The organism is Francisella opportunistica, from assembly GCF_003347135.1.
GTDB lineage: Bacteria > Pseudomonadota > Gammaproteobacteria > Francisellales > Francisellaceae > Francisella > Francisella opportunistica.
Genome location: NZ_CP022377.1, coordinates 1,103,167 through 1,129,423, shown reverse-complemented (window position 1 = coordinate 1,129,423; position 26,257 = coordinate 1,103,167). Strand labels below are relative to the sequence as shown.

Here is a 26,257-nt window from a genome sequence, read left to right as displayed (position 1 = left end):
ATAAAAATTTGCTTATCGCTCCATATTAAGTTATTATATGAATTTTAATATATGAAAAAATATTCATACAATTTGTGAGAGAGATCAAATGAGCAATATTTCCGAGTTAATAAAAGGTAATAGGCAATGGGCCGAAGAAATCAAAAAAACTAATCCAGACTTTTTTGCAACATTATCGAAGGGACAATCGCCTGAATACCTTTGGATAGGCTGCTCAGATAGCCGTGTGCCAGCAAACCAAGTTTGTGGTTTGATTCCAGGTGAAGTATTTGTGCATCGTAATGTTGCCAATGTCGTTTCACTTACAGATTTAAACTGTTTGTCAGTGCTACAATTTGCTATCGAGGTTCTTAAGGTTAAGAAAATCATAGTTTGTGGTCACTATGCTTGTGGTGGTGTTGAGACAGTCGTCAAAGATAAAAGCTATGGTCTAATCGATAATTGGTTAACATCTATCCATGAAGTTAAAGAGCAAAACAAGCAATTTATCGAAGAAGCTTTAGTATGTTTTAAAGATAATCAAGAAGAGTATATGAAGAAAAAAGTTGATATGATGTGTGAGTTAAATGCGTTACATCAGGCTCTAAATCTTTGTAAAACTACAGTTGTCAAAAATGCTTGGGCAAAAGGTCTTAAGTTTACTATCCATGCGGCTATTTACGGTGTTAGTGATGGTAAGCTTTATGAGATTGGTGGTGGTGTGGGTTCTCGAGAAGAGATGGATGCTACTTATGCTCAAGCTATCAAAGATATCAAATCTAGATATTGTCAAAACCAATCTTGATCACTATAACTTTTAATTTTCTATAGAAAAATCTCACCATTAATCATATTATTAGAGTATATATGTTTAAAGCTATTTTAAATGTCGTATTCTGAAGCAGATACCAAAGCCAAACTTATAACTCCAAAGCTACGCCAGAGCGGTTGGGATGAACGCTATATTACACGTGAAAAGTACTATTTTACTGATGGACGAAAGCAGGCAGGTGGTGCTAGAGGTGAAAAAAAATATGTCGATTATTTATTACGTTATCAAGATATAAATTTAGCAGTAGTAGAGGCTAAAAAAGAAGATGTAAACTATAAACAAGGTTTACAACAAGTTATCACCTACGGTAAAGCCTTAGATGTAGAGTATGTCTACTCAACTAATGGTCATAAAATTTTAGAGTATCATATCCCAACTGGGCAAAGTAAAGATGTTGAGGATTTTCCAATGCCTAGAGAGCTCTTTGAACGAAAGTACCCAAATATTAACAAAACTAGGCAAAATGTAGTAACTCAAGGTTTTTTTGCTGATAGTGTTAAAACTCCACGCTATTATCAAAAGATAGCTGTACAAAAAACTATAGATGCGGTTAGTAGCGGTAAAGAGAGGATACTGCTAACACTTGCCACAGGTACTGGTAAAACATATATAGCATTTCAAATAGCCTATAGACTACTAGAAGCTAGATGGCGAAAAAATGATATAGGGCAGAAAAAGCCAAGAATTTTGTATCTAGCAGATAGAAATATTCTAATAGAACAAGCCATGAATGAGTTTAACCCTATAGAGAATGATTGTAAGAGATTACAAGGCGTATCGATTAAGAAAAATGGTGGTAAAGTGCCACTTAGTGGCAATGTCTTTTTTGCGATATATCAAGCAATCTCAGATAACCAAAATCGCCAATATCTTGATGATGAAAGCTTAACAGCCTACTATAAACAATACCCAACAGATTTTTTTGATTTGGTGATTATAGATGAATGTCATCGAGGCAGTGCAAGTGATGATAGCTCTTGGCGAGATATTATTGAGTATTTCTCAAGTGCGGTACATCTTGGACTAACAGCTACGCCAAAGAGAGATGTCAACGGTGATACTTATGACTACTTTGGTGAGCCGATTTATGAGTATTCGCTCAAAGATGGTATAAATGATGGTTTCCTAACACCATACAAAGTCAAACGCATAACTACAAATATTGATGAATATCGACCTAACACACATGATAGAGTTGACGGGGATTTGCCAAATAAAGTCTATGGTATAGATGACTGGGAAAAAACTATCACATCTTTACAACGTCATGAGCTAATTGCAAAAACTGTACTAGATAACATCAACAAGATGGATAAAACTATAGTTTTTTGTAAAAATCAGCCTCATGCTTTAGAGTTAAAGCTAGCAATAGATAACTTTAAAAAGGTCAAAAACCCAGATTACTGTGTGCGTGTAACATCTGATGAAGGGCAAATAGGTAGAGATTATCTAGAGCAGTTTCAAGATAATGACAAGGATATTCCTGTAATTCTAACATCATCAAAGATGCTAACTACTGGTGTCGATGCGAAAAATGTGCGTAATATCGTACTAACAGCACCGATAGAGTCAATGATAGAGTTTAAGCAGATAATCGGACGTGGTACACGTATTTTTGAGGGTAAAGATTGCTTTACGATTTTGGACTTTGTAAAGGCTAGTGATAAATTCTATGATAAAGAATGGGACGGTGTCGCCGATGTAATTACAGATGTCAAAGCAGATGGTAAGCCCAAAGAAGATATAAAAGAGGTCAAAGAAGTAGACCCTATAGAAAACCTCAACGATGAGAAAGAGTCAAAAAAGCAAGAGCCAATCAATATCACTATAAAAGGGCGTAAGCTTAAAGTTCTAGATATAGAAACTAGCTATGTTGGTGTAGATGGGCGACCGATTGCAACACAAGAGTACCTAGAGCAGTTAATCGGTGTATTAGCTAAGTATTGTCAAAATAATGAACAGCTTCTAAAAGATGCTTGGGCAAATCCACAGTATCGACAAACACTACTAGACAAGCTCGAAGAGATGCTAAGCTTTGGGCAAAACATCGACAATATCAAAGCGATATTTAAAGCCAAAGATAGTGATATCTATGATGTACTAAATCATCTAGTTTTTAGTAAAGATATCCTAACGCGTGAGCAAAGGGCAGTTGCTGCAGAGTCCTCAGAATTTATGCAACAGTTACAAAATGCTAAGGCTAGGGAGTTTCTGTTATTTGTCTTAGACAAGTATAAAAAAGATGGTGTAGTTGAACTAGAGCAAAAAAGGCTACCATCATTAGTTGAGTTAAGTGGTCTTGGGACAGTTTCGGAGCTTGCTAATGATTTTGGTGGTATGGCACAGTTAAAAGAAAGCTATTTGCAGTTGCAAAGGGAGATTTATAGGTGAGTGATTTAAAAGAAATTTTTTCATATATAAGTCTAGAAAATATTTCTCAAATATCATCAATTATATTAGCAATTGCTTCAATTTATATATTGTTGTTGACTCATTGGATAAAAAGGATAAGAGTAATAAATATCACTAAATTTAAAGATACTATAAAAGGTTTTGGGCACTCTGTAAAAATAGAAAATACTTCATTAAATGATATTTATATTTCTAAAATCTATTTGGTTGATAATGGTAAGTATATAATTTTATTTAAAGATGAAAATTTAGATAGCTTGAAAAAACTATCATATAAAGAGTTTACTCTTTATCATAATAAACTAGGTGTTGAAAAAGAAGATAGATCTATTTTTTTAAGTAAAAAAGCTTACTGTTTAATAGGTATATTTAGAAATGGAAAAGAAATATTTATTAAATCAAAAAAACATTCAAATTTCATAGATAAAATACTAGCAAGCATAAAAATAGTTGTATTAGGTTATAATTGGAGTGGCTCAGTAAAGTCAGTACTATATAATTTTGTACTAAAATGTATATATCTATATGCAGTTGTTAGAAAGGATGATTATCTAAAACATAGAATAAAAGAAAATTCTTTTTTTCTTTCTAGAGCTTTAGAGAAAGTAAGTATGGAGCAAACTGTTTGTAATAATCAAATTGTTCATCAAAGCACATTATACATGATTGATATCCCTATTTTAGAATTGCAGATTCTTTTAGGAAAAACAAATAAGAAAAATCTGTATAATTCTTGGGGTTTGCTAAATAAGAAAAATATATGTGAAATAGATTTAAAGATAGAAATTGATTTATCAAAAGACAGAAGTATAGAAGAACAAAACAAAAGCATAGAAAAACAAATCAATAAATATATGTTAGAAAATTATTCAGGATTAGAATATCAAATATATAAGGCGTCTGTAAGACATGTATTTTATTAATATGAGGTAAAGGTCGAATCCATTTCGACCCTAATTTAAAAATGTGTGGAATATAATTATAAAAGGGCAGATATAGAATCTGCCCCTACAATAAAACACTACCCCGTCAGTCTAGCGACTGCCACCCCTTCAATATTTTGAAGGGGAATTGGCTAGTAGCTAAAATTTGGGTTATTCCCCTTCGAGTGTCGAAGGGGTGGGCTGCGAAGCAGGTCGGGGTAGTTTGACAAAAGCTATACCCCGCGACAAGTCGCAACCCTCTCAAGAGGGGATTGTAAAAACAAACATTTGTCATACTACGGCACCGACCGTAGTATCCATGGACAAAATGATAATGTGGGTATAAAAAAATGGATTCTATGGTCGAGCCATAGAATGACGATGATTTTATGTAGGGGTTGACCTGTGTGTCAACCTATTATGAAATATAAACCAAAATGTAGAAGAGGGCTAACACATAGGTTAGCCCCTACAATAAAACAAAAAAAATACAGTCATCCTGAACTTGTTTCAGGATCTCAATGGGATTGAGAATATGGTGAGATGCTGAAATGAATTCAGCATGACGATAAAATGTTATGGAAAAAACAGAAAAATGAGCGAATTATATAAATTGCCAGCAGGGTGGGAGTGGATTGAGTTAGAAAAAATATGTGGTAAAGCTTCATCAAATTTATCTTTAAAAAAAATAGAAAATGAAGAAGGCAAGTACCCTCTATATGGAGCAAAAGGATTTATAAAAAATATTAGTTTCTTTCATCGTGAAGAGCCATATATCTCAATAATTAAAGATGGTGCAGGTGTTGGTAGAATAATGATGCTAGATGGTAAGTCATCTATTATTGGAACTTTGCAGTATTTATTACCAAAAGATAATGTAAAAATTAAATATTTGTATTATATGCTTTTAGTAGTTGATTTTAGTAAATATATAAGCGGAACAACAATACCTCATATCTATTATAGAGATTATAAAGAACAGTTAATCCCTCTCCCACCACTAGCAGAGCAAAAGCGAATAGTTGCCAAGCTAGATAGTCTTTTTGAGAAGATTGATAAGGCGATAGAGCTACACCAGCAAAATATCACAAATGCTAATACTCTAATGGCTAGCACCCTTGATAAGACTTTTAAAAAGTTGGAGGGGGAGTATAAATCTAAATTGTTATCGCAACTTACTAAAACAACTAGTGGTGGAACTCCTAAAAGAGATACTAAAGAGTTTTGGGGCGGTGAAATTGGTTGGCTTAAGAGTGGAGAATTAAATGATTCATACATAAATGATGTTGAAGAATTTATAACAGAAGAGGGAGTAAAAAAATCTTCAGCAAAGATACTTCCTAAAGGTACTCTACTTATGGCCATGTATGGTGCTACTGTTGGTAGGTTAGGAATTTTAAATATTGAAACAACTACTAATCAAGCGGTGTGTGCAATATTAAACAATGAAAATAATTTTGAGACAAAGTATTTATTTTATTTCCTAAAAAATATTAGAAAGGATATGCTTAGAGATTCCTTTGGTGGAGCTCAGCCTAATATAAGTCAGACATATATAAAAGCAATTGAAGTACCAACCCCACCACTACAAATCCAACAACAAACCGTAGAGTATTTGGATAGTATTGCCACAAAGGTTGATAAGATTAAGCAATTAAATGAGCAGAAATTAGAGAATTTAAAAGCACTAAAAGCCAGTATTTTAGACAAGGCATTTCGTGGGGAGTTGTGAATCTCCTCTCTCTTGTGAAGAGAGAGGTAGGGAGAGAGTTTTTAAAATACTCCTCCTAACCTCCTCTATAATAGAGGAGGGATGAACTACGGTAATAAACTTAGTATCCATAGACAAAATAGTAGTACAGGGATAAGAAATGATAAACGCACAAGAAGTATTCATAAAATTTTCAGAAGATAAAATATATGAACAAGGTATAGCAGATATAAGAAAACTTTTAACTAGGTTTGTAAGTAATAACAGGTTGTCTTTATCTGACTTAACATTTTTGGCTTCAGTAGCTAATTACTATATGCAGGCATCTATAGTAAAAATGAACAAAACTATAGATCCTTTTTTTAATGAAGAATCAGATAGCCCATTATTAGATAGTTGTGCAGAGTTTAGACATTTATGTGATCTGCTAGAGTATCCAACTGATATTAAATTTATCAAAAGCTTAGCAAATGGTAAGAGAATATCATCTAAGAAAGTTTTCTTAAATCTTAATGCAGACCAAAATATAGATGAGTGTATAAGCGAAATCAGGTCAATTTTAACATTATTCAAAAAGTCTGAAATGATATCGTTATATGATATTTGTGTGCTAAATAGAGCATGTAATTATTTATTAGCAAATAGTGTAGTAATGCTAAGAACTTTATTAAATAACTCATTTGATGAAAAAAAAGAAAAGTGCCCAATATTAGAATTATTAGTAGAATATTCTATGTTGTGTGAATATTTGCTAAATATTGATTCTGTTCTTGAAAGTATGCCAGGTACAGATGAAGAAGAACCTGTACAGTCTAGTTTGACATTGCACTAATAAAAAAGAGAGAACAAAAATGCAATCAAAAATAAATAGAATAACAGACATACTAAGAAGAGATGACGGAATCAGTGGCGCGATGCACTATACCGAGCAAGTCAGCTGGATACTTTTTCTAAAATTTCTTAATGACTATGAAAATGAAAAAGCTTTAGAGGCGGAGCTCATAGATCAGGACTATACATTTGTTCTAGATAAAAAATACCGCTGGAATACTTGGGCAGCTCCTAAAGGTGCAGATGGCAAGCTAGATATTAGTGAGATTAATAGTGGAGCTGATTTGCTAAATTTTGTTAATAAAGAGCTTTTTCCATATCTTAAATCGTTTAAATCTATTGATGAAAATGTCAAAACGCTTAAATATAAAATTGGAGCTGTATTTGAATATATAGATAACCGTATTGCTAGTGGTCATACTTTGCGTGATGTTATTAACGAGATTGATGAGCTGAATTTTAATAAAAAAGAAGACCTGTACCAACTATCGCAAATTTATGAAAATCTGCTTAAAGAAATGGGCTCTGATGGTGGTAATAGTGGTGAGTTTTATACACCTAGACCACTGGTTAAAGCTATCGTAGATGTAGTTAACCCTAAGGCTGGACAAACTGTCTATGACCCAGCAGCTGGGACTTGTGGCTTTTTGATAGATGCTTATGAACACATGTATAGCAAAGAGCTATCTACGACACAGCTTAAATTTCTCAATGAAGAGGCTTTTTTTGGTAAAGAAAAAACGCCATTATCGTATGTAATGGGTATGATGAATATGATTTTGCATGGTATCACATCACCGAATATTACCAAGGCAAATACACTTGTAAAAGATATTCGTAGTCTTGAGGAAAAAGACCGTTATGATATTATCCTAGCCAATCCACCTTTTGGCGGTAAAGAAAAAGCAACTATTCAAGCTAATTTTCCAATTAAATCAAATGCTACAGAGTTACTATTTTTACAACATATTTACAAAAGTCTAAAACTGGGTGGTAGATGTGGTGTGGTTGTGCCAGAGGGCGTGTTATTTCAAACCAACAATGCTTTTAAAAATGTCAAAAAAGAACTATTAGAAAATTATAATGTTCACACTATAGTTTCACTTCCTGCTGGGGTGTTTTTGCCATATAGTGGCGTTAAAACTAATGTGATTTTCTTTGATAGAGATGGTAGCACTACAGATATTTTCTACTATGAAGTAAACCCCCCATATAAACTCACCAAAAACAAACCTATTCAGTTTGAGCATTTTGCTGAGTTTTTAGAGATTTGGCAATCGCGTAAGCTTACAGAAAACAGCTGGATAGTAAATGTCGCGGATATCAAAGACTATGATATATCAGCAAAAAACCCTAATAAAGTTGAAACTATTGAGCATAAATCACCACTTGAGTTAGTCAATGAGATTAAGCAAAATACTGCTGAGATAGATAAATTAATAATAGAGATTGAGAATATTATTCAATAAGCATCAATATATGCTGAGCATTCCTGACACCTAGTTCAGCAGCTTTTTTGTAGTAGTACATGGCCTTTTCTTTATTAAATGGTACGCCATTTTGCTCCTCATTATAGTATAGTGAAGCTAATTTGTAGTATGCTTGACCATAACCTTTATCAGCAGCTTCATTGAAGTATTTGAGTGCTTGTTTATATTCTTTGATATTGTAATAATATTCGCCTGTATAGTAGATTGCGTAGACATCACCAGCTTTTGCCGCTTGCTCAAGTTTATAGAATTGCCTAAAATCTCCTTTTTGGGCAAATACCTGCATTCTATGGATTTTCTCCTCATGTGTTAGTTGGATTTTTTCAGCTTTTGATTGTTTTTTCTTCTGCTGCTGTTTTGAGGAGTCAGCTTGTTGAATAGCCTTTGACTGTTTTACTGGAGTCTCTAGCTCATCATACAATTTAGGTAATAGCGAAGAGGCTTTAGGTTTGTTATTTTTGATGATAGTTGCCAATAGATCTTGGCTAACTTTATCTTTGCTATTGTAATAGTAGTAGACTATACCTTCGTATTTATTGTTGTCAGCTTTATCAGCAAAATCAAATCGCAGTGATGATTGATTGTTTTTGAGTTTAGCTAATATCAAAAAGTCATCAATATAACTATTATCTAGATTCTCACCTGTTTTTATAAAGTTTGTATCAACTTCAACCCCAAGAATATCTTTATAGAATTGCTGAAGCTGACCTTTATTAGCATTAAAAAGGTTTATATATATCAAACCGTTCAGATTGTTAAATTTTTGCTTAGGTGTTGATAGCCCAATTTCTTTCTTTTGCTCAATTTGATCAATTTTTTTAGCTTGTTCGATTAGCTTTTGGCGTTGTTGCATCTGCATTTTTATTTGTTGTTGTCTTTGCTCTTCAAGCTCTTTTAAACGCTGTTGTTTTACGCGGTTTTCAACGGCAACAATTTCTTTCTTAGCAAGTTCTGATACATTAGGGTTAGAGCTGTATAATAATGTTTGCCATAGCATTAGTGCTCTATAGTTATCACCAGCTTGGCTAAAATCACGTGCTTGAACAATTATCGCTGGTTCATAACCCTCAGCGGCGGCAGTCATAAGGTATTTATTTGCCATTAATGAGTTATCAGTATCAGTAGCGATAATAATGTCATCTTTGTAGCCTAAATATATATCGTACAAAATTTCTGGTTCGACTACCGAAATTATGTGGTTGTTAGAATTAATAAGATCAGCTAATGCTATTACAGAATCTTTGTAACCAAGATCATAAGATTTCTTAAAATACTCTATGGCTTTTTTATCGCTTTTATTAACACCTAAACCATCTCTATACAAAGTGGCTATTTGATAAAAAGCTCTTGGGTAGTTTGCATTAGCTGCTTTTTTATAGTTTTTGTAAGCATCATAGTAATTTTTTTCTGTACCTAAGCCGTATTGATAAATATAGCCTAGATAAAAGTAGTCTTTAGCTGTAGCTTGATCGTCTTCGGCAAGTCCTTTGAGAACTTCAAAAGCGTTTTTATAGCCACTTTTGTTTTGGTTTTGGATATCTGCAAAAGCCGCAGCATAGCGCTCTAAGAAAAGCTGATGTCTATAGCTTAGATAACTATTGATACCAAAAGCACAACTACCAATCACAGCGACTGAAACTAAAGCTTTGATAATATTTTTTTTAGTAAGCGCTATAGGACCAATTTTCTTTGGCTGTTTAGGGATATTTTCTTGCTCAGACATCAACTATATTTTTATAATAAGATATTTACTTAGATTATATAATAGTTTTAGCTTAGATTTAAGCCAATTAGAGATTTTGTTATAGTTGTTGTTGCTCGAGCAGCATTTGTTCTTTCTCAGCTTCGATGGTTTGTGGATTTTCTAAAGATAGTTTGCCAAAGTGCCCAGCACGGAAATCATGGACTATATTTTTAGCAGCTTGTTTGATGTTTGAATTAGTTTTAGCAGCTGAGATATCTTTGAGAATCTCTTGAGGGTACTTTTCTAAAAAATCTTTTTGGTTAATGAAATTATAGCGAGCTAGGAAATTTTTTGTATTTTTTTCTTTAAAAAAATTTAGTAGATAACAAGCTGTACCTTCATAATCCATGGCAGTATCACGGATAGAGCCGATAGATGCGATTCTAAAAGCGCTACTTTCACTTTTGGGACTAGGAAACATAATCCCTGGAGTATCAAATATCATAAAAGTTTTGCTAATATCGATGCGTTGCTGTAGTTTTGTCACAGCTGGCTCATTTCCCGTCTTAGCTACTTTACGACCTGCTAGTTTATTTATCATTGTAGATTTGCCTACGTTGGGTATCCCAAAGATAATTGCTCTAATTGGTTTTAGCACTGTACCTCTATTTGGACATTTTTTTTGAGCTAAAACAAGAATTCTTTTGACAATATTTTTATCCTCAAGGGTATTTAACGCGATAGCACTACCTTTGTAGAAATCTAGCCACTGTTTGGTAATCGTAGTATCTGCTAGATCATTTTTTGAGAGAATTTTTATAATCGGTTTGTCACCAACGATTTGTTCTAAAACATGATTGCTACTAGAGTCTGGTATGCGTGCATCAACTATCTCAATAGCGATATCAATCGAAGCCATTTTTTTGCGAAATTCTTTAGTAGCTTTGTGCATATGCCCAGGAAACCAATGTAACATTGTAGATAAAAATTATAAATTTAGTTAATATAGGACAAGATTTTACCGATTAGGGCTGATATATGCAAAGCTATATTCTAAAAGGTGGCAAAATTTATGCTCAAAATGTTTTTGAGGCTAAGGATATTGTCGTCAAAGATAATGTTATCAGTGCTATAGTTGAGGATGCCAAGGCAGCAGATTTTAATTTACCTACGATTGAGCTAAGTGGTGATGATTATGTGATACCTGGTTTTATCGATATCCATATCCATGGTTCAAAAGGAGCTGATGTGATGGATGGTGATGTTGATGCTTTAGAGGTGATTTCAAAGTCACTATATGGTCAAGGGGTTACTAGCTATCTTGCAACTACAATGACAGCAGCAAATGAGCAAATACTCAAAGCAATGCACGCTATCAAGAATTATAATTCTCAAGCTCACTTAGATAGTGCAAAAATCGTTGGTGTTCATCTTGAAGGTCCGTTTATATCATCAGGTAAAATTGGTGCACAAAACCCGAACTATCTCCAACAAGTAGATATTACTAAAATGGTAAATTGGCATAATGCTTGTGATGGCTTAATCAAAAAAATTACCATTGCGCCAGAGATTAAAAATGCTAATAAGTTAATCAATTTTTGTAATTCTAAAAATATAATTAGCTCAATAGGCCATACTAGCTGTACTATGGCTCAAGCTCTAGAGTCGATAGAGCAAGGTTGTTCACATGCGACACATTTATTTAATGCGATGAGCCCGATTGAGCATCGTAACCCTGGAGCTGCAACAGCTTTATTAATGTCAAAAAAAGTTTTAGCAGAGTTGATAGTCGATGGCATACATCTGCATCCCGATATGGTTAAATTTACCTATGCAATCAAGGGTAGTGATAATATTGCGCTAATCACTGATGCGATGTCTGCCCAAAGTGCTGGTGAAGGTGTTTTTGAATTAGGTGGTCAGAAAGTCATAGTCAAAGATGGTCAGGCAAGATTAGAAAACGGAGTGCTTGCAGGAAGTGTCTTGACGATGAATAAGGCATTAGAAAATGTCTTGAAATTTACAAATTGTAATCTCTATGATGCTGTGAAAATGACAAGTACAAATCAAGCTAAATCACTAGGACTAAAAAAAGGTCAAATCAAAGTAGGCTTTGATGCTGAGTTTGTAATTTTAGATAAAGATTATCAAGTTAAACAAGTTATTGGTTAGAAAATGAATTTTTTAGTATTAGATACATCAAGTAAATCTTGCTCGGTGGTGTTATCAGCCGCGGGTAAGCTATATAATGATACACGTGAGATACCACGCCAACACAACAAATATCTACTCCAGATGATACAAGGTGTGTTTGCTAGAGCAGCAGTAGATATCAAAGCCTTGGATTTTATAGCTTATGGCGTTGGCCCTGGTAGTTTTGTCGGTGTTAGGCTTGCTGCAGCAGTTTGTCAAGGTTTTGCTGTTGGTTTAGATATACCAGTAATTGGCTTTTCTAGTATGTTTGCTCTGGCAAAAAGTGTCACAACGGTATCTCAAAAAGTAGCTGTTATCCTCGATGCGAAGATGGGTGATTTTTATCTTGGGCTTTATGATAAAGATACAGATCAGGTAATCAAAGAAAATGTTTATAAACTAGAGGAATATTCTCAAGATTTATATGCTGGTTATCAACTAATTGGCGAGTCTATCGCAGAACTACAAGTAGAGAATAATGATTTTAAAATAGATGTTGCTAATGTAGTAGAGTATGTCTACGAGCAATATCAAAAACAAAAATACAATGGTACTTTAACCCAAGAAACATTTCCGGTATATCTTAGAGGTACTAGTCATTGGCAGGCTAAAAAGGAGTAGGCTATGTGTAGATGGCTAATGTATCATGGTGATAAAATTAAAATTAGTGATTTGCTCGTCGATCCAGAGAACTCCTTAATACATCAAAGTATTCACTCATCACAAGGAGCAGTACTAGTTAATGGTGATGGTTTTGGTATCGGTTGGTATACAAGCTTGCACAAAGAACCTGGAGTTTATAAAGATCCTCTTCCAGCTTGGAATAATCAAAATCTAATATCATTAGCAAAACATATTAAAAGTAAAAATTTTATGGCACATGTGCGTGCTAGCACTATTGCACCAACTGCTAATGTAAATTGTCATCCATTTGTATTTAAAAATCATCTATTTATGCATAATGGTTCAATTGCTGATTTTGATGATATCAGGCAAGAAATTGAGCGGTTGATAAAACCACAATGTTTTAAAGCTAGATTTGGCTCTACTGATTCAGAGGCGATGTTTTTGCTAGCAGTATCAAATGGTCTAGAAAATGATCCAAAAGTAGCAATAGTAAAATCTATCGAACAGATTAATAAAATTCAGGCGAAAAATGGTTTCAAAGAAAATATTAAAGCAAGTATTGCCTACTCAAATGGTGAAACTTCGTATTCGCTAAAAATCTCTACCATTGGTAATGAGCCATCGTTATACTATATTAGTTATAAAGATATTATAGAAACTCTTGATTTAAAAAAGAAAAATAAATTAAAGAGTGGTTTTGTGGTATTATCAGAGCCGCTAGTGGCATCTGATTTGTATAATTATATAAATAATTATACTTGTATTGAAATTAAGCAAAATGAATTTAGAGTAGAAAAGTTATAAGGAACAAAAATGGCATCGCTTAACACAAAGATTCAAAATGTTTCGACTTCACCAACTAATGCTATGGCAGCATTAACAAAGCAAATCAAAGATCAAGGTAATGACGTAATCTCTCTTGCTATCGGTGAACCTGGTTTTAGTACGCCAGATATTATCAAAACAGCTGGTATAGAAGCAATAAACAAAAATATCACCAAATACACAAATGTCGATGGTCTTAAAGAGCTCCGTGAGGCTATAGTTGCTCGTTATAAGCGTGAGTATGGCGTTGAGTTTGCTGCAGATCAAGTTTGTGTTACATCAGGAGCTAAGCATGGTTTACATAATATTTTTAACTGTATTCTAGAAGCAGGTGATGAGGCAATTTTCTTTGCACCATATTGGGTATCGTATCCAGATATGATTGCGCTTACAGGGGCAAAACCAGTAGTTGTAGAAACTAAGTTTGAGAATAACTTCGAGATAGATGTTACAGATTTAGAAAAGCATATTACAGCAAAAACAAAAGCTGTGATTATCAACTCACCTAATAATCCTACAGGCTTGATTTATTCAAAAAAATGTATCGAAGATTTAGCAAATTTACTTAGAAAATATCCGAGTATCTGGATTATTGGTGATGATATTTATGATCAATTATTTTTCAAAGATAGAATTACACTAATAACTGAAATTGCACCTGATTTAGCTGATAGATATGTAATTGCCAGTGGTGTATCAAAAAACTTTGCAATGACTGGTTGGCGCGTTGGTTTTACAATAGCACCAAAGCTTCTAAACGATGCCATAAAGAAATTTCAGTCGCAATCGGCTACTTGTGCTTGCTCTATATCACAATATGCTGCAATTACTGCTATGAATATGCCAGCACAAGATTTACAGTATTTTGTAGATTCTTATAAACAAAAAGAGCAGTTTGTTACTAAGTGTTTAAAGGCTATGCCACATATTGATGTTAAGAGTGCTGATGGTACTTTCTATCTTTTTCCAGATCTTAGAAAACTACTTGAGCATACTAATTTTAATAGTGATATCGAGCTATGTAATGCATTGCTTGCAGAAGAGTATGTAGCTATGATGCCTGGTGTGGCATTTGGTTTATCAGGTTTTGCTAGAATTAGCTGTGCTAATGAGATGCCAGAGCTTGAAGAGGCTATGACTAGAGTAGCTAGGTTTATTGATAGACATGTTTCAAAGTAATACATTTTCGTTGCTTACTGCGTAAGCTATAACGACATACTTTTTTCATGGCATCCCTTTGGCTTTAACCATTTGTTTTAATAATTACTAATCGCTAATGTGTTTGCTATAAATTTATCAAATATAATAAATATTTTCGACACAAAAGCAGATAGCTGTTACAATCAATAATTATTTCTCTTTATAATTTTTTTATGAAAAAATGTGGCTACATCTCAATTATAGGTAGACCTAATGTCGGTAAATCTACTTTATTAAATAATATACTTAAATACAAGGTAAGTATTACTTCACGTAAACCTCAGACAACTAGACATCAAATTACTGGTATTAAGACTGTTGGTGATACACAGTTTATCTATGTTGATACTCCTGGTATTCATATCAAAGAGCCTAAAGCTATCAACAAATTTATGAATAAAGCAGCAACAACAATGGTAAAAGACATTGATGTAATCTTATTTATAGTCGAGTTAGGTAAGTGGACAGAGCTAGAGGATAACATTGTCGAAAAGCTTAAATATTCGCAAATGCCAATATTTTTGGTAGTTAATAAGGTCGATAAGAAAAAATCACTAGAAGCAACAATGTTTATCGAGTCTATTAAAGAGAAATTAAGTTTTTATGATGTGATTTATGTATCTGCTAAGCAGGGACATAATATCAACGAACTAGAATCAAGAATTGAGAAGCTTTTACCAGAGTCTGAGTATTTTTTCTATGAAGAAGACCAAATTACTGATAGAAGCATTAAATTCATGGTAGCTGAAATTATCCGTGAGAAGATTATGCGTACTATAGGCAGTGAGGTACCATACCAGATAACTGTAGAAATAGCTAGCTATAAGATTGATGAAGAAAAAAACATTGTCGATATCTATGCTAGTATCCTTGTTGAGAGAGAAAGTCAAAAAGGTATTGTCATAGGTGCTAAAGGGGCCAAACTCAAAAAGATTGGTATAGACTCGCGTATAGATATCGAAAGATTAGTTAGTATGCAGGTTAATCTTAAAACTCATGTAAAAGTCAAAAGTGGTTGGTCAGATGATGATCGAGCTCTGAAATCACTTGGTTATGATCTAATCTAAATACAGCTTTATCTATGCAACTACTAGAACTCAAAAAATCACTAAGATATCGCAACTTAATTTATGCTGGTTTAGTTTTTTTGACTAGCTTTATTGTAGCTATTTACTTTCATGATAGCGTTATTATTTATCTTGGCTTTTTACTAATCTTGATATCGATATTCTTTGCAATAATAGATGATAAGTTTTCTCTTGAAGCTATCATCATACCGGATCAATTAGAGAATAATTCTTTAATATTTATAATCAATGGTAACGAAACTGATTTTTGGATTATTAGAAAACACATCATCATAAATAGCTGGGTATATTTATATGCTATACAACAAGGTTCAAATAAAAAAATAAGAGTGTGGTTGCATAAATCTAATTTCAAAAAACAAAATGATATTAGAGCCTTGGCTAGGTATATTTTATTTAACCGAAAATAATTAATCTTTGGTATGTTGTTATGTATACTTTCAAGTAGTATATATCAAAAAAATTTTTAATGCTAAATACGTTTAAAGCTAAAATAACTAACTTTTTAGCGCAGCAACAAATTGTTGAAAATGAACTGTTAAAGTATGCATATTCAACGGATGCTAGTCTATATAGAATGGTCCCTAAACTAATACTAATTGTCAAAAATGAAGTTGAAATCATAAAGATTATTAAGTTAGCTAATCAATACAATATTAAACTAACTTTCCGAACAGCAGGAACTAGCCTCTCCGGCCAGGCTGTGACTGATCAAGTATTAGTGGTTTTAGCAGCAGATGCTTGGTTAGATTATCAAATTATTGATAATGGCAACAAAATCAAGCTTGAACCAAGTATAATTGGCGCACAAGCTAATAACTATCTTAAAATATATAAGCGTAAGATAGGTCCTGATCCAGGTTCAATTAATAGTGCTAAAATAGGCGGTATTATTGCCAATAACTCAAGTGGTATGTGTTGTGGTATAGCAAAAAATTCTTATGCAACATTAGACTCAATGCGAGTAGTTTTTGCTGATGGTAGCTTACTTGATAGTGCTGATACAAATAGTGTCGAAACATTTAAAAAAAATAATAAAGATTTTATAAATTCAATTTTAGATATTCATCAACAAATAATCCAAAATCAAGAGTTAGTTGATTTTATCAAAAAGAAATTTGCGATAAAAAACACTAGTGGCTATAGTTTAAATGCCTTTTTAGATTTTACTGATCCTATCAAGATTATTGAAAGGTTAATCATAGGTTCTGAAGGTACACTTGGGTTTGTTAGTAATGTTACGCTAAATACTGTTGTGGATTATAAATATAAGGCTTTAAATCTTATATATGGTAATTTAGATGAGTTGATAATTCTAACAGCAAAATTACAAGCTTTTGCTCCCTCATCTGTTGAATTACTTGATTATTTATCATTAAAATCAGTGTCTGGAATAGCTGAGTTACAACCTTTTCTGATTAAGCTTGAGGATACTAATATAGCAGCAATAATGATTGAGCTGGCTGAGGATAGTCAACAAAGCTTAGAATCACAGTTAAATGCTGTAAATCAATGTATCGACGCTGCAAATATACTTCATCAAGTTGGCTTTAGAAAAGATGAGCAGCAAATGCAAACTCTTTGGAAAGCACGTAATGGTGTACTGCCAACTATCGCGGCTCAAAGACCTAATGGCAGTAGTGTACTAATTGAAGATATCGCTGTAAATATCCTAGACTTACCTAAGCTTATTAGCGACGTCAAAAAGCTTTTTGTTAAATATCACTATACAAACGCGGCTATTTTCGGCCATGTTTTAGCTGGCAATATTCATTTTGTCCTGACTCCTGATTTTAATGTTCAAAAACAGCTAGTTGAATATGATGAATTTATGCATGAGCTTACTACACTAGTAGCAAAAAAATATAATGGTTCTCTCAAGGCAGAGCATGGCAGTGGACGTAATATTTCAACATTTGCAATAGTAGAGTGGGGTGAAAAATGCTGGGATATTATGTGGCAAATTAAAAACCTTTTTGATAAACAAAATATCCTAAATCCAGATGTCAAGCTTACTAGGGATACAAAGTTACACATCAAAAACCTCAAAGAGCTAAATAGTGTTGATGAGCAAATAGATAAATGTATGGAATGTGGTTTTTGTGAGCCGGTGTGCCCGTCAAGAAACCTTAGTCTTACACCACGACAACGCAATACAGTTGCCCGTAAAATCCAAACTCTTGATGACCAGCAAAAACAACAATGGCTTAAAGATTATGAATATTACGGTATCCAAACATGTGCTACCACTAGTTTATGTAAAATGCGTTGCCCAGTAGATATTGATACTGGAGCATTTATTCTTAGTAAAAAAGCTCCTCAAGATAGACTAGTTAATCATAGTAAAGCAATAAATATCGCTAAACAAAAAGTTAGGCTGGGAAACTTAACTGCTAATATTATCGGTAAGCACAATTTACACAGTATGACCCAAAGCTTGCATAGTAAGTTTAAATCTATACCAGTTTATTTAGAAACTATGCCCAAAGTACAGAGTTGTAGTTTTATTAATTCAAATGTTGCTACAAAGCAAAAAGTGCTGCTAATCCCAGCATGCCCAAACAGAATCTTTGCTGGAAGTAGTAAGTATGCTAAATATCCTAGTCAGTTAATCCTTGAAAAGCTTGGATTTGAAGTTAATTACCCAACTAAGGTAAATAGTCAATGTTGTGGTCAAATGTATCATTCTCAGTCAAACTATAGCCAACAACAGAATTCTCAAGAGTTGCTGCAACGAAGTATTGACCCTACTAAATATAGTTATATTGTTACTGATAATAGTTCTTGTGCTAATTTTGTCAAAGATCAAAATCTTAGTATCACCAATATAAATAATTTAATTATCGATAACTTAGTTAATTTAAAGTTAACCAAGAAGTTTAGCAAAATTGCTTTGCATATAGATTGTTCTACGCGTAAACAAAATATTGATAATAAATATATACAAGCATTACATAAATGTTGTGATAAGGTAGTAATTCCAGAGCAGATATATTGCTGTGGTTTTGCTGGTGATAAAGGTTTTACAATCCCTGAATTAAATGCTACTAGTTTAGCGCCACTAAAACCACAAATCAAAGACTGTCAAATAGGCGTTAGCTTTAATCGTAGCTGCCAGATTGGACTGTCTTACCATGGCCAGTTAGAGTATATATCTTTTATAGAATTATTATTAGAGTGTTTAAAATAGAAAAGGCTGTTGAATTAATATTTATTGTCATTCTCATGCAGGTGGGAAACTCTTAAATAGTATAGAGATCTCCATGTCAAGCACAAAGATGACTGTGTTTTTTAGGTTCGAACAAATATTAAAATCAACAGACTTAGTAATTATTTAAGCTGGTCAAAAATATCTTGAGATACTTTTTCGACAGCTTGTTCACCATTTATCTTAATGTATTTTGGTGTTTTAGTATTAGCTGATGAAAAATTTCTATAAAAATCAATTAACTTAGCAGTTTGAGCATGATACACAGTTAGTCTTTGTCTAACTGTATCTTCATTATCATCTGTACGAGTTATTAGCGGTTCACCAGTTATGTCATCTTTATCAACTACTTTAGGTGGATTAAACTTAGTATGATAAGTTCTGCCAGAAGTAGGGTGAACTCTTCTACCTGTAATCCTCTCAATAAGAAGACTATCAGCAACATCTATCTCAACTATGTAGTCAATATTAACACCTAGTTTATCTAGCTCTTGTGCTTGAGGTATAGTTCTAGGTACTCCATCTAATAGGAATCCATTTTTACAATCATCTTTTGAAATTCTGTCTTTAACAATTTTTATAATAAACTCATCTGAAACTAGCTGTCCAGCATCAAGAACTTTTTTTAGCTCTTGACCAAGCTCACTACCTGATTTTATAGTCTCTCTTATCATGTCTCCAGTAGAGATATGAGCTATATTATATTTTTGTTCAATTATTTTTGCTTGAGTTCCTTTACCAGCTCCAGGTGCACCTAAAAGTATTATACGCATTATTTAATTAACCCTAACGTTTTAAAACTACAGTTTACTTAATGTGGATTTAATTATAAAATAAACAACGTTATATATCTAGAAATAGAGTATCTAATTTTTGAGCTATAATATACAAAGAAGAGTTTTATGATATCGTTATTACTTGAGAAAAGACGCAAACAAGCACAAAAAACAGTTTTAGGTATTGAGTATGATAAGTTCTCACTTGCTGCTGTTAAACTTAATAAAAAGGGTGAAAAATACTCGTTAGTTTGTTGTGATAGCGATTTTTTTCCACCTGAAGCATATTTTGAGGATGAGCTAACAACTGAATATGTTGGCAGTGTGGTTGCTAATATCGTCAAAGAAAATAACCTTGGACGTTTCGTAAAACTAGGATTTACAAGTTATAATGAAATAGATGTTGCAAAAGAACAAATTGTCTGTGATAAGAGAGCTCTTGAAATAATTGAAAAAGAGGGGGTACATTTTTATATTAGAGAGAATTTTCTAAAAAAGCGCTTTCCAGAAAATTATCCTGATATAGCTTATGATTACTATGATGAGTTAGAAGAAAAAGGAACTCTGACTATGTATTATATATCTGATAGTTATAAGGTTAAACAATTATATAGTATCGCAAACAAAGCCAAAAGAGCGTTGTCAGTATGTACTCTAGACACGCTGGTTATTAGTAGTTTTGTTTCAGAACTTTTCTTGTCAGAAATTTCTCAGTATTCTAGTGATAGCATATTTTTAGGACTATATTCTGATAAAATATCTGTATATAGTTTTTCTCCTCAGGGCGAGTTAAAAAACTACGAGTCTGTCAAAATATTTGGTACAAATATTATTGGGGCTAGTTATGTTGATGAGGTTATACAATTATTGCTAAGATTTATGGATTTTATGTCATTAGATTTTAGCGGTAATGATTTTGATAAATTTGATGAAGTCCAAGATAATAATGTTTATATCTATGGTATTAAACAAGACTTTGAGAGTATTTTTGTATCGATAAAAGAGCTATCACAAAAAAATTGTAAAATACTTAATCCATTTATAAACATTGATATTGAAAAAAATGGCAAGATAGAAAAACCTTACCGATATGTTTTACCAATAGCAATAGCTATGAGGGAGGCATTATAGTATGAAAGAACTTAATTTTATACGTGGTAGATGGAGAAAAAAACAACTAACATATATCGGTATAGATCTAGGCTTCATGGCTTTGGTTGCTTTTATATTAATGTTTATTCTGTCGATAATATTCTCTTGGTCTAGTGAAGAAGATATGAAAGTTGAGAGTTATATACAGTCTCAAATTACTAAACTAAATAAACAAGTAGCAGAATACTCAGCGGTCAAAACACAGAGAGATAAGCTACTAGATATGTCAACAGATTTAGCAAATATTAAAGCTAGCCAGTACTATATTTTATTAGGTATAGAAAAAATTTCACGTGCGATTACTGATCAACTTTATATTACTAATATCAAATATGTATCTAGCTCTGATACTATAATTCTTACCGGAGAAGTTAAAGATTTAAGGCTTCTTTCGATATTTATGAAAAATTTAGAAATAGAATTTAGAGTAAAAAAAGTAGAACTTAAAAATTTAGGTTCAGAGAAAAATGGACAAAGGAGCTTCTCTTTAGAGTTTAAATTTGGAGAGGGTAATGCATTTAAGGGAGAGAGTGTTAAATGGTAGATAAAATACAAGGCTTTTTATCTAGTAAGCACGTAAACAAAATTATAAATGCGCCCTTAAAAATTAAAATACCAGTAATGATAGTGGTATTTGTATTATTTGTGTTTATTTTTTATGGTATGTTGGTCGGACCAGTCCTTTCAAAAGCAAATCAAGTACAAAACCATATTCAGACAATGGAGGCACAAATCCCAAGACTTGTTAAAAAAGACAAAGATTTAGCAGCATTAAAAGAACAAGTAAAGATGCTAGAGCAGCATAATGTTGAAGAAAGATTTAGCATTCCTGAGCGCCATTCGGTGCCAATCTTTTTATCTGCGCTTAATGAGGCTATTAGTAGTTCAGATGTAACTATCATAGATCTATCGCCAGCTGGAGTTGAGAAAAATAAATATTTAGACTTGTATGCTTTAGATTTCAAGGCAAAATTATCTGGAAATTTCTCACAATTAATTAAGCTCTTCGTTGCTTTAATTGATATGAAAGATATTACTGTAATAAGAGATATAAGTATCAAAAAAGAGTCTGATGATAAATTAGTTACAGAACTAAACTTGCAGACCTATTCACGACAACGAGTGGGGGCTTAGTTTAGATGATAAAAAATCAAAAATTTAAAAAAATATTTTTTATAGTATTAATTAGTAGTTATAATTTAGGCTTTGCTAGTTATGATTCGAGGGTAAATGAGGTAAATCAGTTAATTCAGGCAAATATGAAAAGTGTTAAAAGTACGGAAAAACTTGATATACCTGAGTATAAAGGAGATATATTAACTTTTGAAAGATTATCAAAAATCCGTAATGTCTTTAATATAGAGCACTATTTACCATTTGAAAAGAAAGTACTAATTATTAAATCGCAACAAAATAAAAAAATTGAATTAAAACCAATAATAATACCTCCTGAGTTACAAAAGATTATGGATACGAAAGCTACTGGTTTGCAGCGTTATCCACTAGATTCTTTCAAGTTCAAGGGGGTTGTTTACCAAAATAACCAAAAATGGGGAATTGTTGAGAGCTCATTGGAGAACAAGCCTATGTATTTAAAAAAAGGTGAGCTGATTGGTCAAAATTATGGTAAGGTTGAAAATGTTACAAAAGAAGGTATCGTTGTTGATGAATGGAAGAAAAACGACCAAAAGAGAATCTGGGAAAAGATTCAAGCTGTTATACATTAGTAAGGTAAAATGATGTTTTTTGCAAAAAAGAAGTTATTAGCTGTTCTAACAATACTAGGTGGTGTCCTTGGCTATGATGTTTCATTAGCTGATTCTAAAGAAACCCAAGTGTCATCTACTAGTCAGTCGCAGACCTCAGAGCAGCCTGAAGCTAAAATTATTGGAAGAGAAGAAAATAAAGATAAAAGTAGTGGTAAACATATAAAAGATCTTGAATTTCATCGTAGTTTAAATGGTAGTGCAGTCTTTGAAGTTGCTTTTGAGGAGAATATAAGTAGTTCCTCAGGTTACAAAACTAAACTATCTCAAGATGGTTATACATTGACGATAACTTTTAGTGATACCACCATATCTGATAAATGGGTTAGCAATATTGATACTAAAGTTTTCAATACGATAGTTGATTCTATCAAGGTTTTTAAAGAAAATGCTAACGTAGTCTTTGTAATTCATTCTCTTGATAGGATTTCTCTAAGTGACTTTAAAGAGGGCAACGTATTTAAGTTTAAAATTGATAGACGCAACAGTCGTGTTGAAGGATTTAATGTTAATGAACCAATTTCAATATCCTTCAAAGATGCTCCAGTACAAACTGTGCTACAAGTTTTATCTGAATTTGCAGGTTTAAACCTTGTTGTTAGTAGTAGTGTGCGCGGTAATATTTCTATTGATTTAAAAAATGTACCGTGGAATGAGGTAATGAATATCGTTTTAGTTAGTAAAGGCTTAGCTACGAAAAAAATGAGTAGTATCCTGTATGTAGCTACTGCAGCTGAAATTGCTGCTCAAGAGCAATTAGAGTTACAAACAAAACGATCGTTAGAAAATAATGCTACTTTAGTGACTGAATTTATACCGCTAAATTATACTACTGCTCAATCTGCACAAACGGTTATTACTTCGATGGCAAAACAAAATGGTGGTATTATGTCACCTCGAGGTAGCATTACTTCTGATGCGCGGACAAATACTTTAATAGTAACAGATACTGAAGAAAAGATGCCACGTATCAAAGAGGTTATCAATGAAATTGATATTCCCAATGATCAGGTTTTGATAGAGTCTAGAATCGTTGAGGTACTCAGAACAAGTAAGCTTGAGTTAGGTTTTAATTATGGTGTTAGTGATTCGGCCGGAAGGGTAAATGTTGGTTTAGATACTTTCAATAGTGGTACCACACCAACTCCACCAACTCCTCCAGGGCCAACCCCAGCAACATTTATCGGTACTACTGCTGAGTTAGCATATACTCTAGCTGGTGGGGTTAAGTTGAGTATGGAAATTAGAGCTCTAGAGAGTGAGTCTCTAGCAAATGAGGTAGCATCACCACACCTGGTGGTTGCAAATAACCAAACAGCTTTTATTAAAGATGGTTCAGATGTTCCATATAATCAAGCAACAGCTTCTGGTGCTGCTGCTATTGCTTTCCAAGAGGCAGTTTTAGAATTACAAGTAACACCACAAATTGCTCCAGATGGTAATATTATTATGGATATCCTTGTAACTAAAAACTCAGTAGGTGCCTCTCCCGGAAAGACTCCTGATGGAGGTGACTTACCACCAATTATCAAAAAGAGAGAGATAACTACAAAAGTTATGACAAAAGATGGTGACACTGTAGTAATTGGTGGTATATATCAAAAGATTCAAAAAGAAGAGCGTAATAAGATTCCGTTATTAGGAGATATTCCTTATCTAGGTTATTTGTTTAGCTATACAAAAATCGATGATCAAGATTCGGAGCTTTTGATTTTTATTACCCCAAAAATCATTGAGTCACGAGTCCAAAAATGATAGCAGATAATAGTTGCAAAAATATGAATATTTAGGTATCTTATAGCCTATAATTTTTTATGTACAAGGGGTGATTAGTAACTAACTATCACAGTGTGTAATCAACTTACAATTTTGAGTCAAAAATGATAAGAACAAAAAATATTTTCTTAATTGGTCCAGTTGGTGCTGGAAAATCTACTATTGGTAAGCAGTTAGCAAAACAATTGAAATTAGAATTTGTCGATTCTGATGATGTTATTGAAAAAAAATGTGGCGTTGATATTAACTGGATCTTTGATTTAGAGGGGGAAGAAGGTTTTAGAAAGCGTGAAAGAGAAGTTATTGCTGAGATTTTAGCTGAAAAGCAAAATATAGTTTTAGCTACAGGTGGTGGAGCTATACTTGATTCAGATACAAGATCATTGCTATCATCACGCGGTAAAGTTGTGTATCTTGAAGCGACAATCGAACAACAACTTGAAAGAACTTCTAAAGATACAAAAAGGCCTTTATTGAGAGTTGATGATAAAAAACCTGTTCTTGAGCAGCTAATGATGGAGAGAGAGCCGCTATACAGAAGCATTGCTGATGTGGTTGTAGAAACTAATGGTGCAACAGTTAAAAATATTGTTAATAAAATATCGACATTCTTAGTAGAAGAAACAATTCTGTGATCAGTAAGTTATTGGTGAATCCTACTTTTAGTGCTAGTTATGATATCGTTGTTGATTCGGCACTAGATTTTTCGCATATTCTTGCAGCTGTCGCAAACAAACAAGTTCTAGTCGTTACAAATACCACGGTAGAAAAACTATATTTAGCTAAGCTTTTAGCTGCTTTGCAAGGTGATTTAAATGTCAAAACTTGTATTCTAAATGATGGCGAGCAGTATAAGTCACAACAAAGTTTAGATAAAATACTATTAACTTTATTAGAGAATCAGTTTACGCGTAACTCGACAGTTTTAATCGCTTTAGGAGGCGGAGTAATAGGTGATATTACAGGTTTTGCTGCTGCTATATATCAGCGCGGTGTTGATTTTATCCAAATACCTACAACTTTGCTTTCACAAGTTGACTCATCAGTAGGTGGTAAAACTGCTATAAATCATTCGCTTGGTAAAAATATGATAGGTGCTTTTTATCAACCTAAAATTGTTTATACTTCAGTAGAGTTTTATAAAACTTTGCCGCAGCGTGAGTATATTGCTGGTATGGCTGAGGTTGTAAAATATGCTTTTATCTCAACGGATTTTTATACTTGGCTTGACTCAAATAGAGATAAAATATTAGCAAAAGATAGTAATACTTTGATAGAGATGGTAAAAAGAAGTTGTCAGATTAAGGCTCAAGTTGTTGCTGCGGATGAAAAAGAAATAACAGGAGCTAGGGCTATACTTAACTTTGGTCACACATTTGGCCATGCTATAGAGAAATGTCAGAATTATCTTGGTCTAAAGCATGGTGAAGCTGTAGGTGTTGGTATGGCTCAGGCTATTGATTTTTCTTATTTTTTAGCAATGATAACAGTTCAACAGGCACAAAAGTTTAAAGACTTTATTTGTAGCTTTGATATATCTATAGAGTTTCCTAAGGATATTGATAAATCTGAATACCTAAATGCAATGTTAATAGATAAGAAAAATAGTAATAATCAACTAAAGTTTATTCTGATTAGTGATATAGGAAACTTAGAATTACTGGCACAACCTAAAATTAAGTTAGAGTCATTTTTAAATACTTATTCAAGTTTAAATTGAAATTAATTTCAACCATATGATAATTTGTCCGTACATGACTTTTAAGCATTAAAGTTTGGTGAAT

The 26,257-nt window shown here is 33.0% G+C and carries 23 protein-coding genes; 20 read left to right on the top strand and 3 right to left on the bottom strand.

What is annotated here, in order from left to right:
* The first annotated feature begins 88 nt into the window (after positions 1-88).
* The 6 genes from CGC45_RS05600 to CGC45_RS05575 all read left to right on the top strand — a co-directional run bounded on the left by CGC45_RS05600 (position 89) and on the right by CGC45_RS05575 (position 8,157).
* Positions 89-784 carry a carbonic anhydrase gene (locus CGC45_RS05600; protein ID WP_071629351.1) on the top strand — a complete coding sequence of 232 codons (696 nt, stop codon included), beginning with the start codon at positions 89-91 and terminating at the stop codon, positions 782-784.
* Positions 785-865: 81 nt separating this feature from the next.
* Entirely contained in the window at positions 866-3,202 is a 2,337-nt protein-coding gene (gene hsdR / locus CGC45_RS05595) for an EcoAI/FtnUII family type I restriction enzme subunit R (RefSeq protein ID WP_071629350.1), read from the top strand.
* Positions 3,199-4,146: a hypothetical protein gene (locus tag CGC45_RS05590; RefSeq protein ID WP_071629349.1), complete on the top strand. Its 948-nt coding sequence runs from the start codon at positions 3,199-3,201 to the stop codon at positions 4,144-4,146. Before hsdR ends, CGC45_RS05590 begins: the two co-directional genes overlap by 4 nt.
* Positions 4,147-4,741: 595 nt before the next feature.
* Positions 4,742-5,878 carry a restriction endonuclease subunit S gene (locus tag CGC45_RS05585; protein WP_071629348.1) on the top strand — a complete coding sequence of 379 codons (1,137 nt, stop codon included), beginning with the start codon at positions 4,742-4,744 and terminating at the stop codon, positions 5,876-5,878.
* 139 nt (positions 5,879-6,017) lie between these two features.
* The gene (locus CGC45_RS05580) at positions 6,018-6,689 is read left to right on the top strand and encodes a hypothetical protein (protein ID WP_071629347.1); all 672 of its coding nucleotides are present in this window, start codon (positions 6,018-6,020) and stop codon (positions 6,687-6,689) included.
* A 19-nt stretch (positions 6,690-6,708) separates the two neighbouring features.
* Positions 6,709-8,157 carry a class I SAM-dependent DNA methyltransferase gene (locus CGC45_RS05575; RefSeq protein ID WP_071629346.1) on the top strand — a complete coding sequence of 483 codons (1,449 nt, stop codon included), beginning with the start codon at positions 6,709-6,711 and terminating at the stop codon, positions 8,155-8,157.
* Here the strand turns inward: CGC45_RS05575 and CGC45_RS05570 are convergent.
* Both CGC45_RS05570 and ylqF read right to left on the bottom strand, forming a co-directional pair.
* Entirely contained in the window at positions 8,147-9,901 is a 1,755-nt protein-coding gene (locus tag CGC45_RS05570) for a tetratricopeptide repeat protein (protein WP_071629345.1), read from the bottom strand. The genes CGC45_RS05575 and CGC45_RS05570 overlap by 11 nt on opposite strands.
* A gap of 79 nt (positions 9,902-9,980) precedes the next feature.
* Positions 9,981-10,838, bottom strand: coding sequence for a ribosome biogenesis GTPase YlqF (ylqF, locus tag CGC45_RS05565; protein ID WP_071629344.1), 858 nt, complete (start codon positions 10,836-10,838; stop codon positions 9,981-9,983).
* Positions 10,839-10,900: 62 nt separating this feature from the next.
* On the opposite strand from ylqF, the gene nagA reads away from it, so the two are divergent.
* The 7 genes from nagA to CGC45_RS05530 all read left to right on the top strand — a co-directional run bounded on the left by nagA (position 10,901) and on the right by CGC45_RS05530 (position 18,985).
* The gene (gene nagA, locus CGC45_RS05560) at positions 10,901-12,034 is read left to right on the top strand and encodes an N-acetylglucosamine-6-phosphate deacetylase (protein WP_071629343.1); all 1,134 of its coding nucleotides are present in this window, start codon (positions 10,901-10,903) and stop codon (positions 12,032-12,034) included.
* 3 nt (positions 12,035-12,037) lie between these two features.
* Complete coding sequence (gene tsaB, locus CGC45_RS05555) at positions 12,038-12,676, top strand: tRNA (adenosine(37)-N6)-threonylcarbamoyltransferase complex dimerization subunit type 1 TsaB (protein ID WP_071629342.1); 639 nt, start codon at positions 12,038-12,040, stop codon at positions 12,674-12,676.
* A gap of 3 nt (positions 12,677-12,679) precedes the next feature.
* Positions 12,680-13,486 (top strand): class II glutamine amidotransferase, encoded by an 807-nt coding sequence (locus CGC45_RS05550; RefSeq protein ID WP_114702087.1) that lies wholly within the window; start codon positions 12,680-12,682, stop codon positions 13,484-13,486.
* 9 nt (positions 13,487-13,495) lie between these two features.
* Positions 13,496-14,686: a pyridoxal phosphate-dependent aminotransferase gene (locus tag CGC45_RS05545; protein WP_071629340.1), complete on the top strand. Its 1,191-nt coding sequence runs from the start codon at positions 13,496-13,498 to the stop codon at positions 14,684-14,686.
* A 194-nt stretch (positions 14,687-14,880) separates the two neighbouring features.
* Entirely contained in the window at positions 14,881-15,774 is an 894-nt protein-coding gene (era, locus tag CGC45_RS05540) for a GTPase Era (RefSeq protein WP_071629339.1), read from the top strand.
* 14 nt (positions 15,775-15,788) lie between these two features.
* Entirely contained in the window at positions 15,789-16,205 is a 417-nt protein-coding gene (locus CGC45_RS05535) for a hypothetical protein (protein ID WP_071629338.1), read from the top strand.
* 59 nt (positions 16,206-16,264) lie between these two features.
* Positions 16,265-18,985 carry an FAD-binding and (Fe-S)-binding domain-containing protein gene (locus CGC45_RS05530; protein WP_071629337.1) on the top strand — a complete coding sequence of 907 codons (2,721 nt, stop codon included), beginning with the start codon at positions 16,265-16,267 and terminating at the stop codon, positions 18,983-18,985.
* A gap of 140 nt (positions 18,986-19,125) precedes the next feature.
* On the opposite strand, the gene adk is transcribed toward CGC45_RS05530, so the two are convergent.
* Positions 19,126-19,776 (bottom strand): adenylate kinase, encoded by a 651-nt coding sequence (adk, locus tag CGC45_RS05525; RefSeq protein ID WP_071629336.1) that lies wholly within the window; start codon positions 19,774-19,776, stop codon positions 19,126-19,128.
* Between the two features lie 129 nt (positions 19,777-19,905).
* Between adk and CGC45_RS05520 the strand changes: the two genes are divergently transcribed.
* From CGC45_RS05520 to aroB, 7 genes are all read left to right on the top strand, one after another.
* Entirely contained in the window at positions 19,906-20,910 is a 1,005-nt protein-coding gene (locus CGC45_RS05520; RefSeq protein WP_071629335.1) for a type IV pili, read from the top strand.
* 1 nt (position 20,911) lies between these two features.
* Positions 20,912-21,475 (top strand): PilN domain-containing protein, encoded by a 564-nt coding sequence (locus CGC45_RS05515; RefSeq protein ID WP_071629334.1) that lies wholly within the window; start codon positions 20,912-20,914, stop codon positions 21,473-21,475.
* Complete coding sequence (locus tag CGC45_RS05510; protein WP_114702086.1) at positions 21,469-22,065, top strand: type 4a pilus biogenesis protein PilO; 597 nt, start codon at positions 21,469-21,471, stop codon at positions 22,063-22,065. Before CGC45_RS05515 ends, CGC45_RS05510 begins: the two co-directional genes overlap by 7 nt.
* Before the next feature lie 5 nt (positions 22,066-22,070).
* Positions 22,071-22,658, top strand: coding sequence for a pilus assembly protein PilP (locus CGC45_RS05505; RefSeq protein WP_071629332.1), 588 nt, complete (start codon positions 22,071-22,073; stop codon positions 22,656-22,658).
* Positions 22,659-22,670: 12 nt separating this feature from the next.
* Positions 22,671-24,452, top strand: coding sequence for a type IV pilus secretin PilQ family protein (locus CGC45_RS05500; RefSeq protein WP_114702085.1), 1,782 nt, complete (start codon positions 22,671-22,673; stop codon positions 24,450-24,452).
* Positions 24,453-24,577: 125 nt separating this feature from the next.
* Positions 24,578-25,108, top strand: coding sequence for a shikimate kinase AroK (gene aroK / locus CGC45_RS05495; protein WP_071629330.1), 531 nt, complete (start codon positions 24,578-24,580; stop codon positions 25,106-25,108).
* On the top strand, positions 25,105-26,193 hold the full coding sequence (gene aroB / locus CGC45_RS05490) for a 3-dehydroquinate synthase (RefSeq protein ID WP_071629329.1): 1,089 nt from the start codon (positions 25,105-25,107) through the stop codon (positions 26,191-26,193). Before aroK ends, aroB begins: the two co-directional genes overlap by 4 nt.
* Positions 26,194-26,257 lie beyond the last annotated feature (64 nt).

Excerpts from the sequence above, each read along its gene's own strand:
- aroK (WP_071629330.1), top strand. The coding sequence starts at position 24,578 with ATGATAAGAACAAAAAATATTTTCTTAATTGGTCCAGTTGGTGCTGGA.
- CGC45_RS05530 (WP_071629337.1), top strand. The coding sequence starts at position 16,265 with ATGCTAAATACGTTTAAAGCTAAAATAACTAACTTTTTAGCGCAGCAA.
- CGC45_RS05520 (WP_071629335.1), top strand. The coding sequence starts at position 19,906 with ATGATATCGTTATTACTTGAGAAAAGACGCAAACAAGCACAAAAAACA.
- CGC45_RS05535 (WP_071629338.1), top strand. The coding sequence starts at position 15,789 with ATGCAACTACTAGAACTCAAAAAATCACTAAGATATCGCAACTTAATT.
- era (WP_071629339.1), top strand. The coding sequence starts at position 14,881 with ATGAAAAAATGTGGCTACATCTCAATTATAGGTAGACCTAATGTCGGT.
- CGC45_RS05500 (WP_114702085.1), top strand. The coding sequence starts at position 22,671 with ATGTTTTTTGCAAAAAAGAAGTTATTAGCTGTTCTAACAATACTAGGT.
- hsdR (WP_071629350.1), top strand. The coding sequence starts at position 866 with ATGTCGTATTCTGAAGCAGATACCAAAGCCAAACTTATAACTCCAAAG.
- CGC45_RS05570 (WP_071629345.1), bottom strand. The coding sequence starts at position 9,901 with ATGTCTGAGCAAGAAAATATCCCTAAACAGCCAAAGAAAATTGGTCCT.
- CGC45_RS05545 (WP_071629340.1), top strand. The coding sequence starts at position 13,496 with ATGGCATCGCTTAACACAAAGATTCAAAATGTTTCGACTTCACCAACT.
- ylqF (WP_071629344.1), bottom strand. The coding sequence starts at position 10,838 with ATGTTACATTGGTTTCCTGGGCATATGCACAAAGCTACTAAAGAATTT.
- CGC45_RS05505 (WP_071629332.1), top strand. The coding sequence starts at position 22,071 with ATGATAAAAAATCAAAAATTTAAAAAAATATTTTTTATAGTATTAATT.
- CGC45_RS05585 (WP_071629348.1), top strand. The coding sequence starts at position 4,742 with ATGAGCGAATTATATAAATTGCCAGCAGGGTGGGAGTGGATTGAGTTA.
- CGC45_RS05600 (WP_071629351.1), top strand. The coding sequence starts at position 89 with ATGAGCAATATTTCCGAGTTAATAAAAGGTAATAGGCAATGGGCCGAA.
- CGC45_RS05575 (WP_071629346.1), top strand. The coding sequence starts at position 6,709 with ATGCAATCAAAAATAAATAGAATAACAGACATACTAAGAAGAGATGAC.
- CGC45_RS05515 (WP_071629334.1), top strand. The coding sequence starts at position 20,912 with ATGAAAGAACTTAATTTTATACGTGGTAGATGGAGAAAAAAACAACTA.
- CGC45_RS05550 (WP_114702087.1), top strand. The coding sequence starts at position 12,680 with ATGTGTAGATGGCTAATGTATCATGGTGATAAAATTAAAATTAGTGAT.
- tsaB (WP_071629342.1), top strand. The coding sequence starts at position 12,038 with ATGAATTTTTTAGTATTAGATACATCAAGTAAATCTTGCTCGGTGGTG.
- nagA (WP_071629343.1), top strand. The coding sequence starts at position 10,901 with ATGCAAAGCTATATTCTAAAAGGTGGCAAAATTTATGCTCAAAATGTT.
- adk (WP_071629336.1), bottom strand. The coding sequence starts at position 19,776 with ATGCGTATAATACTTTTAGGTGCACCTGGAGCTGGTAAAGGAACTCAA.
- CGC45_RS05580 (WP_071629347.1), top strand. The coding sequence starts at position 6,018 with ATGATAAACGCACAAGAAGTATTCATAAAATTTTCAGAAGATAAAATA.
- CGC45_RS05510 (WP_114702086.1), top strand. The coding sequence starts at position 21,469 with ATGGTAGATAAAATACAAGGCTTTTTATCTAGTAAGCACGTAAACAAA.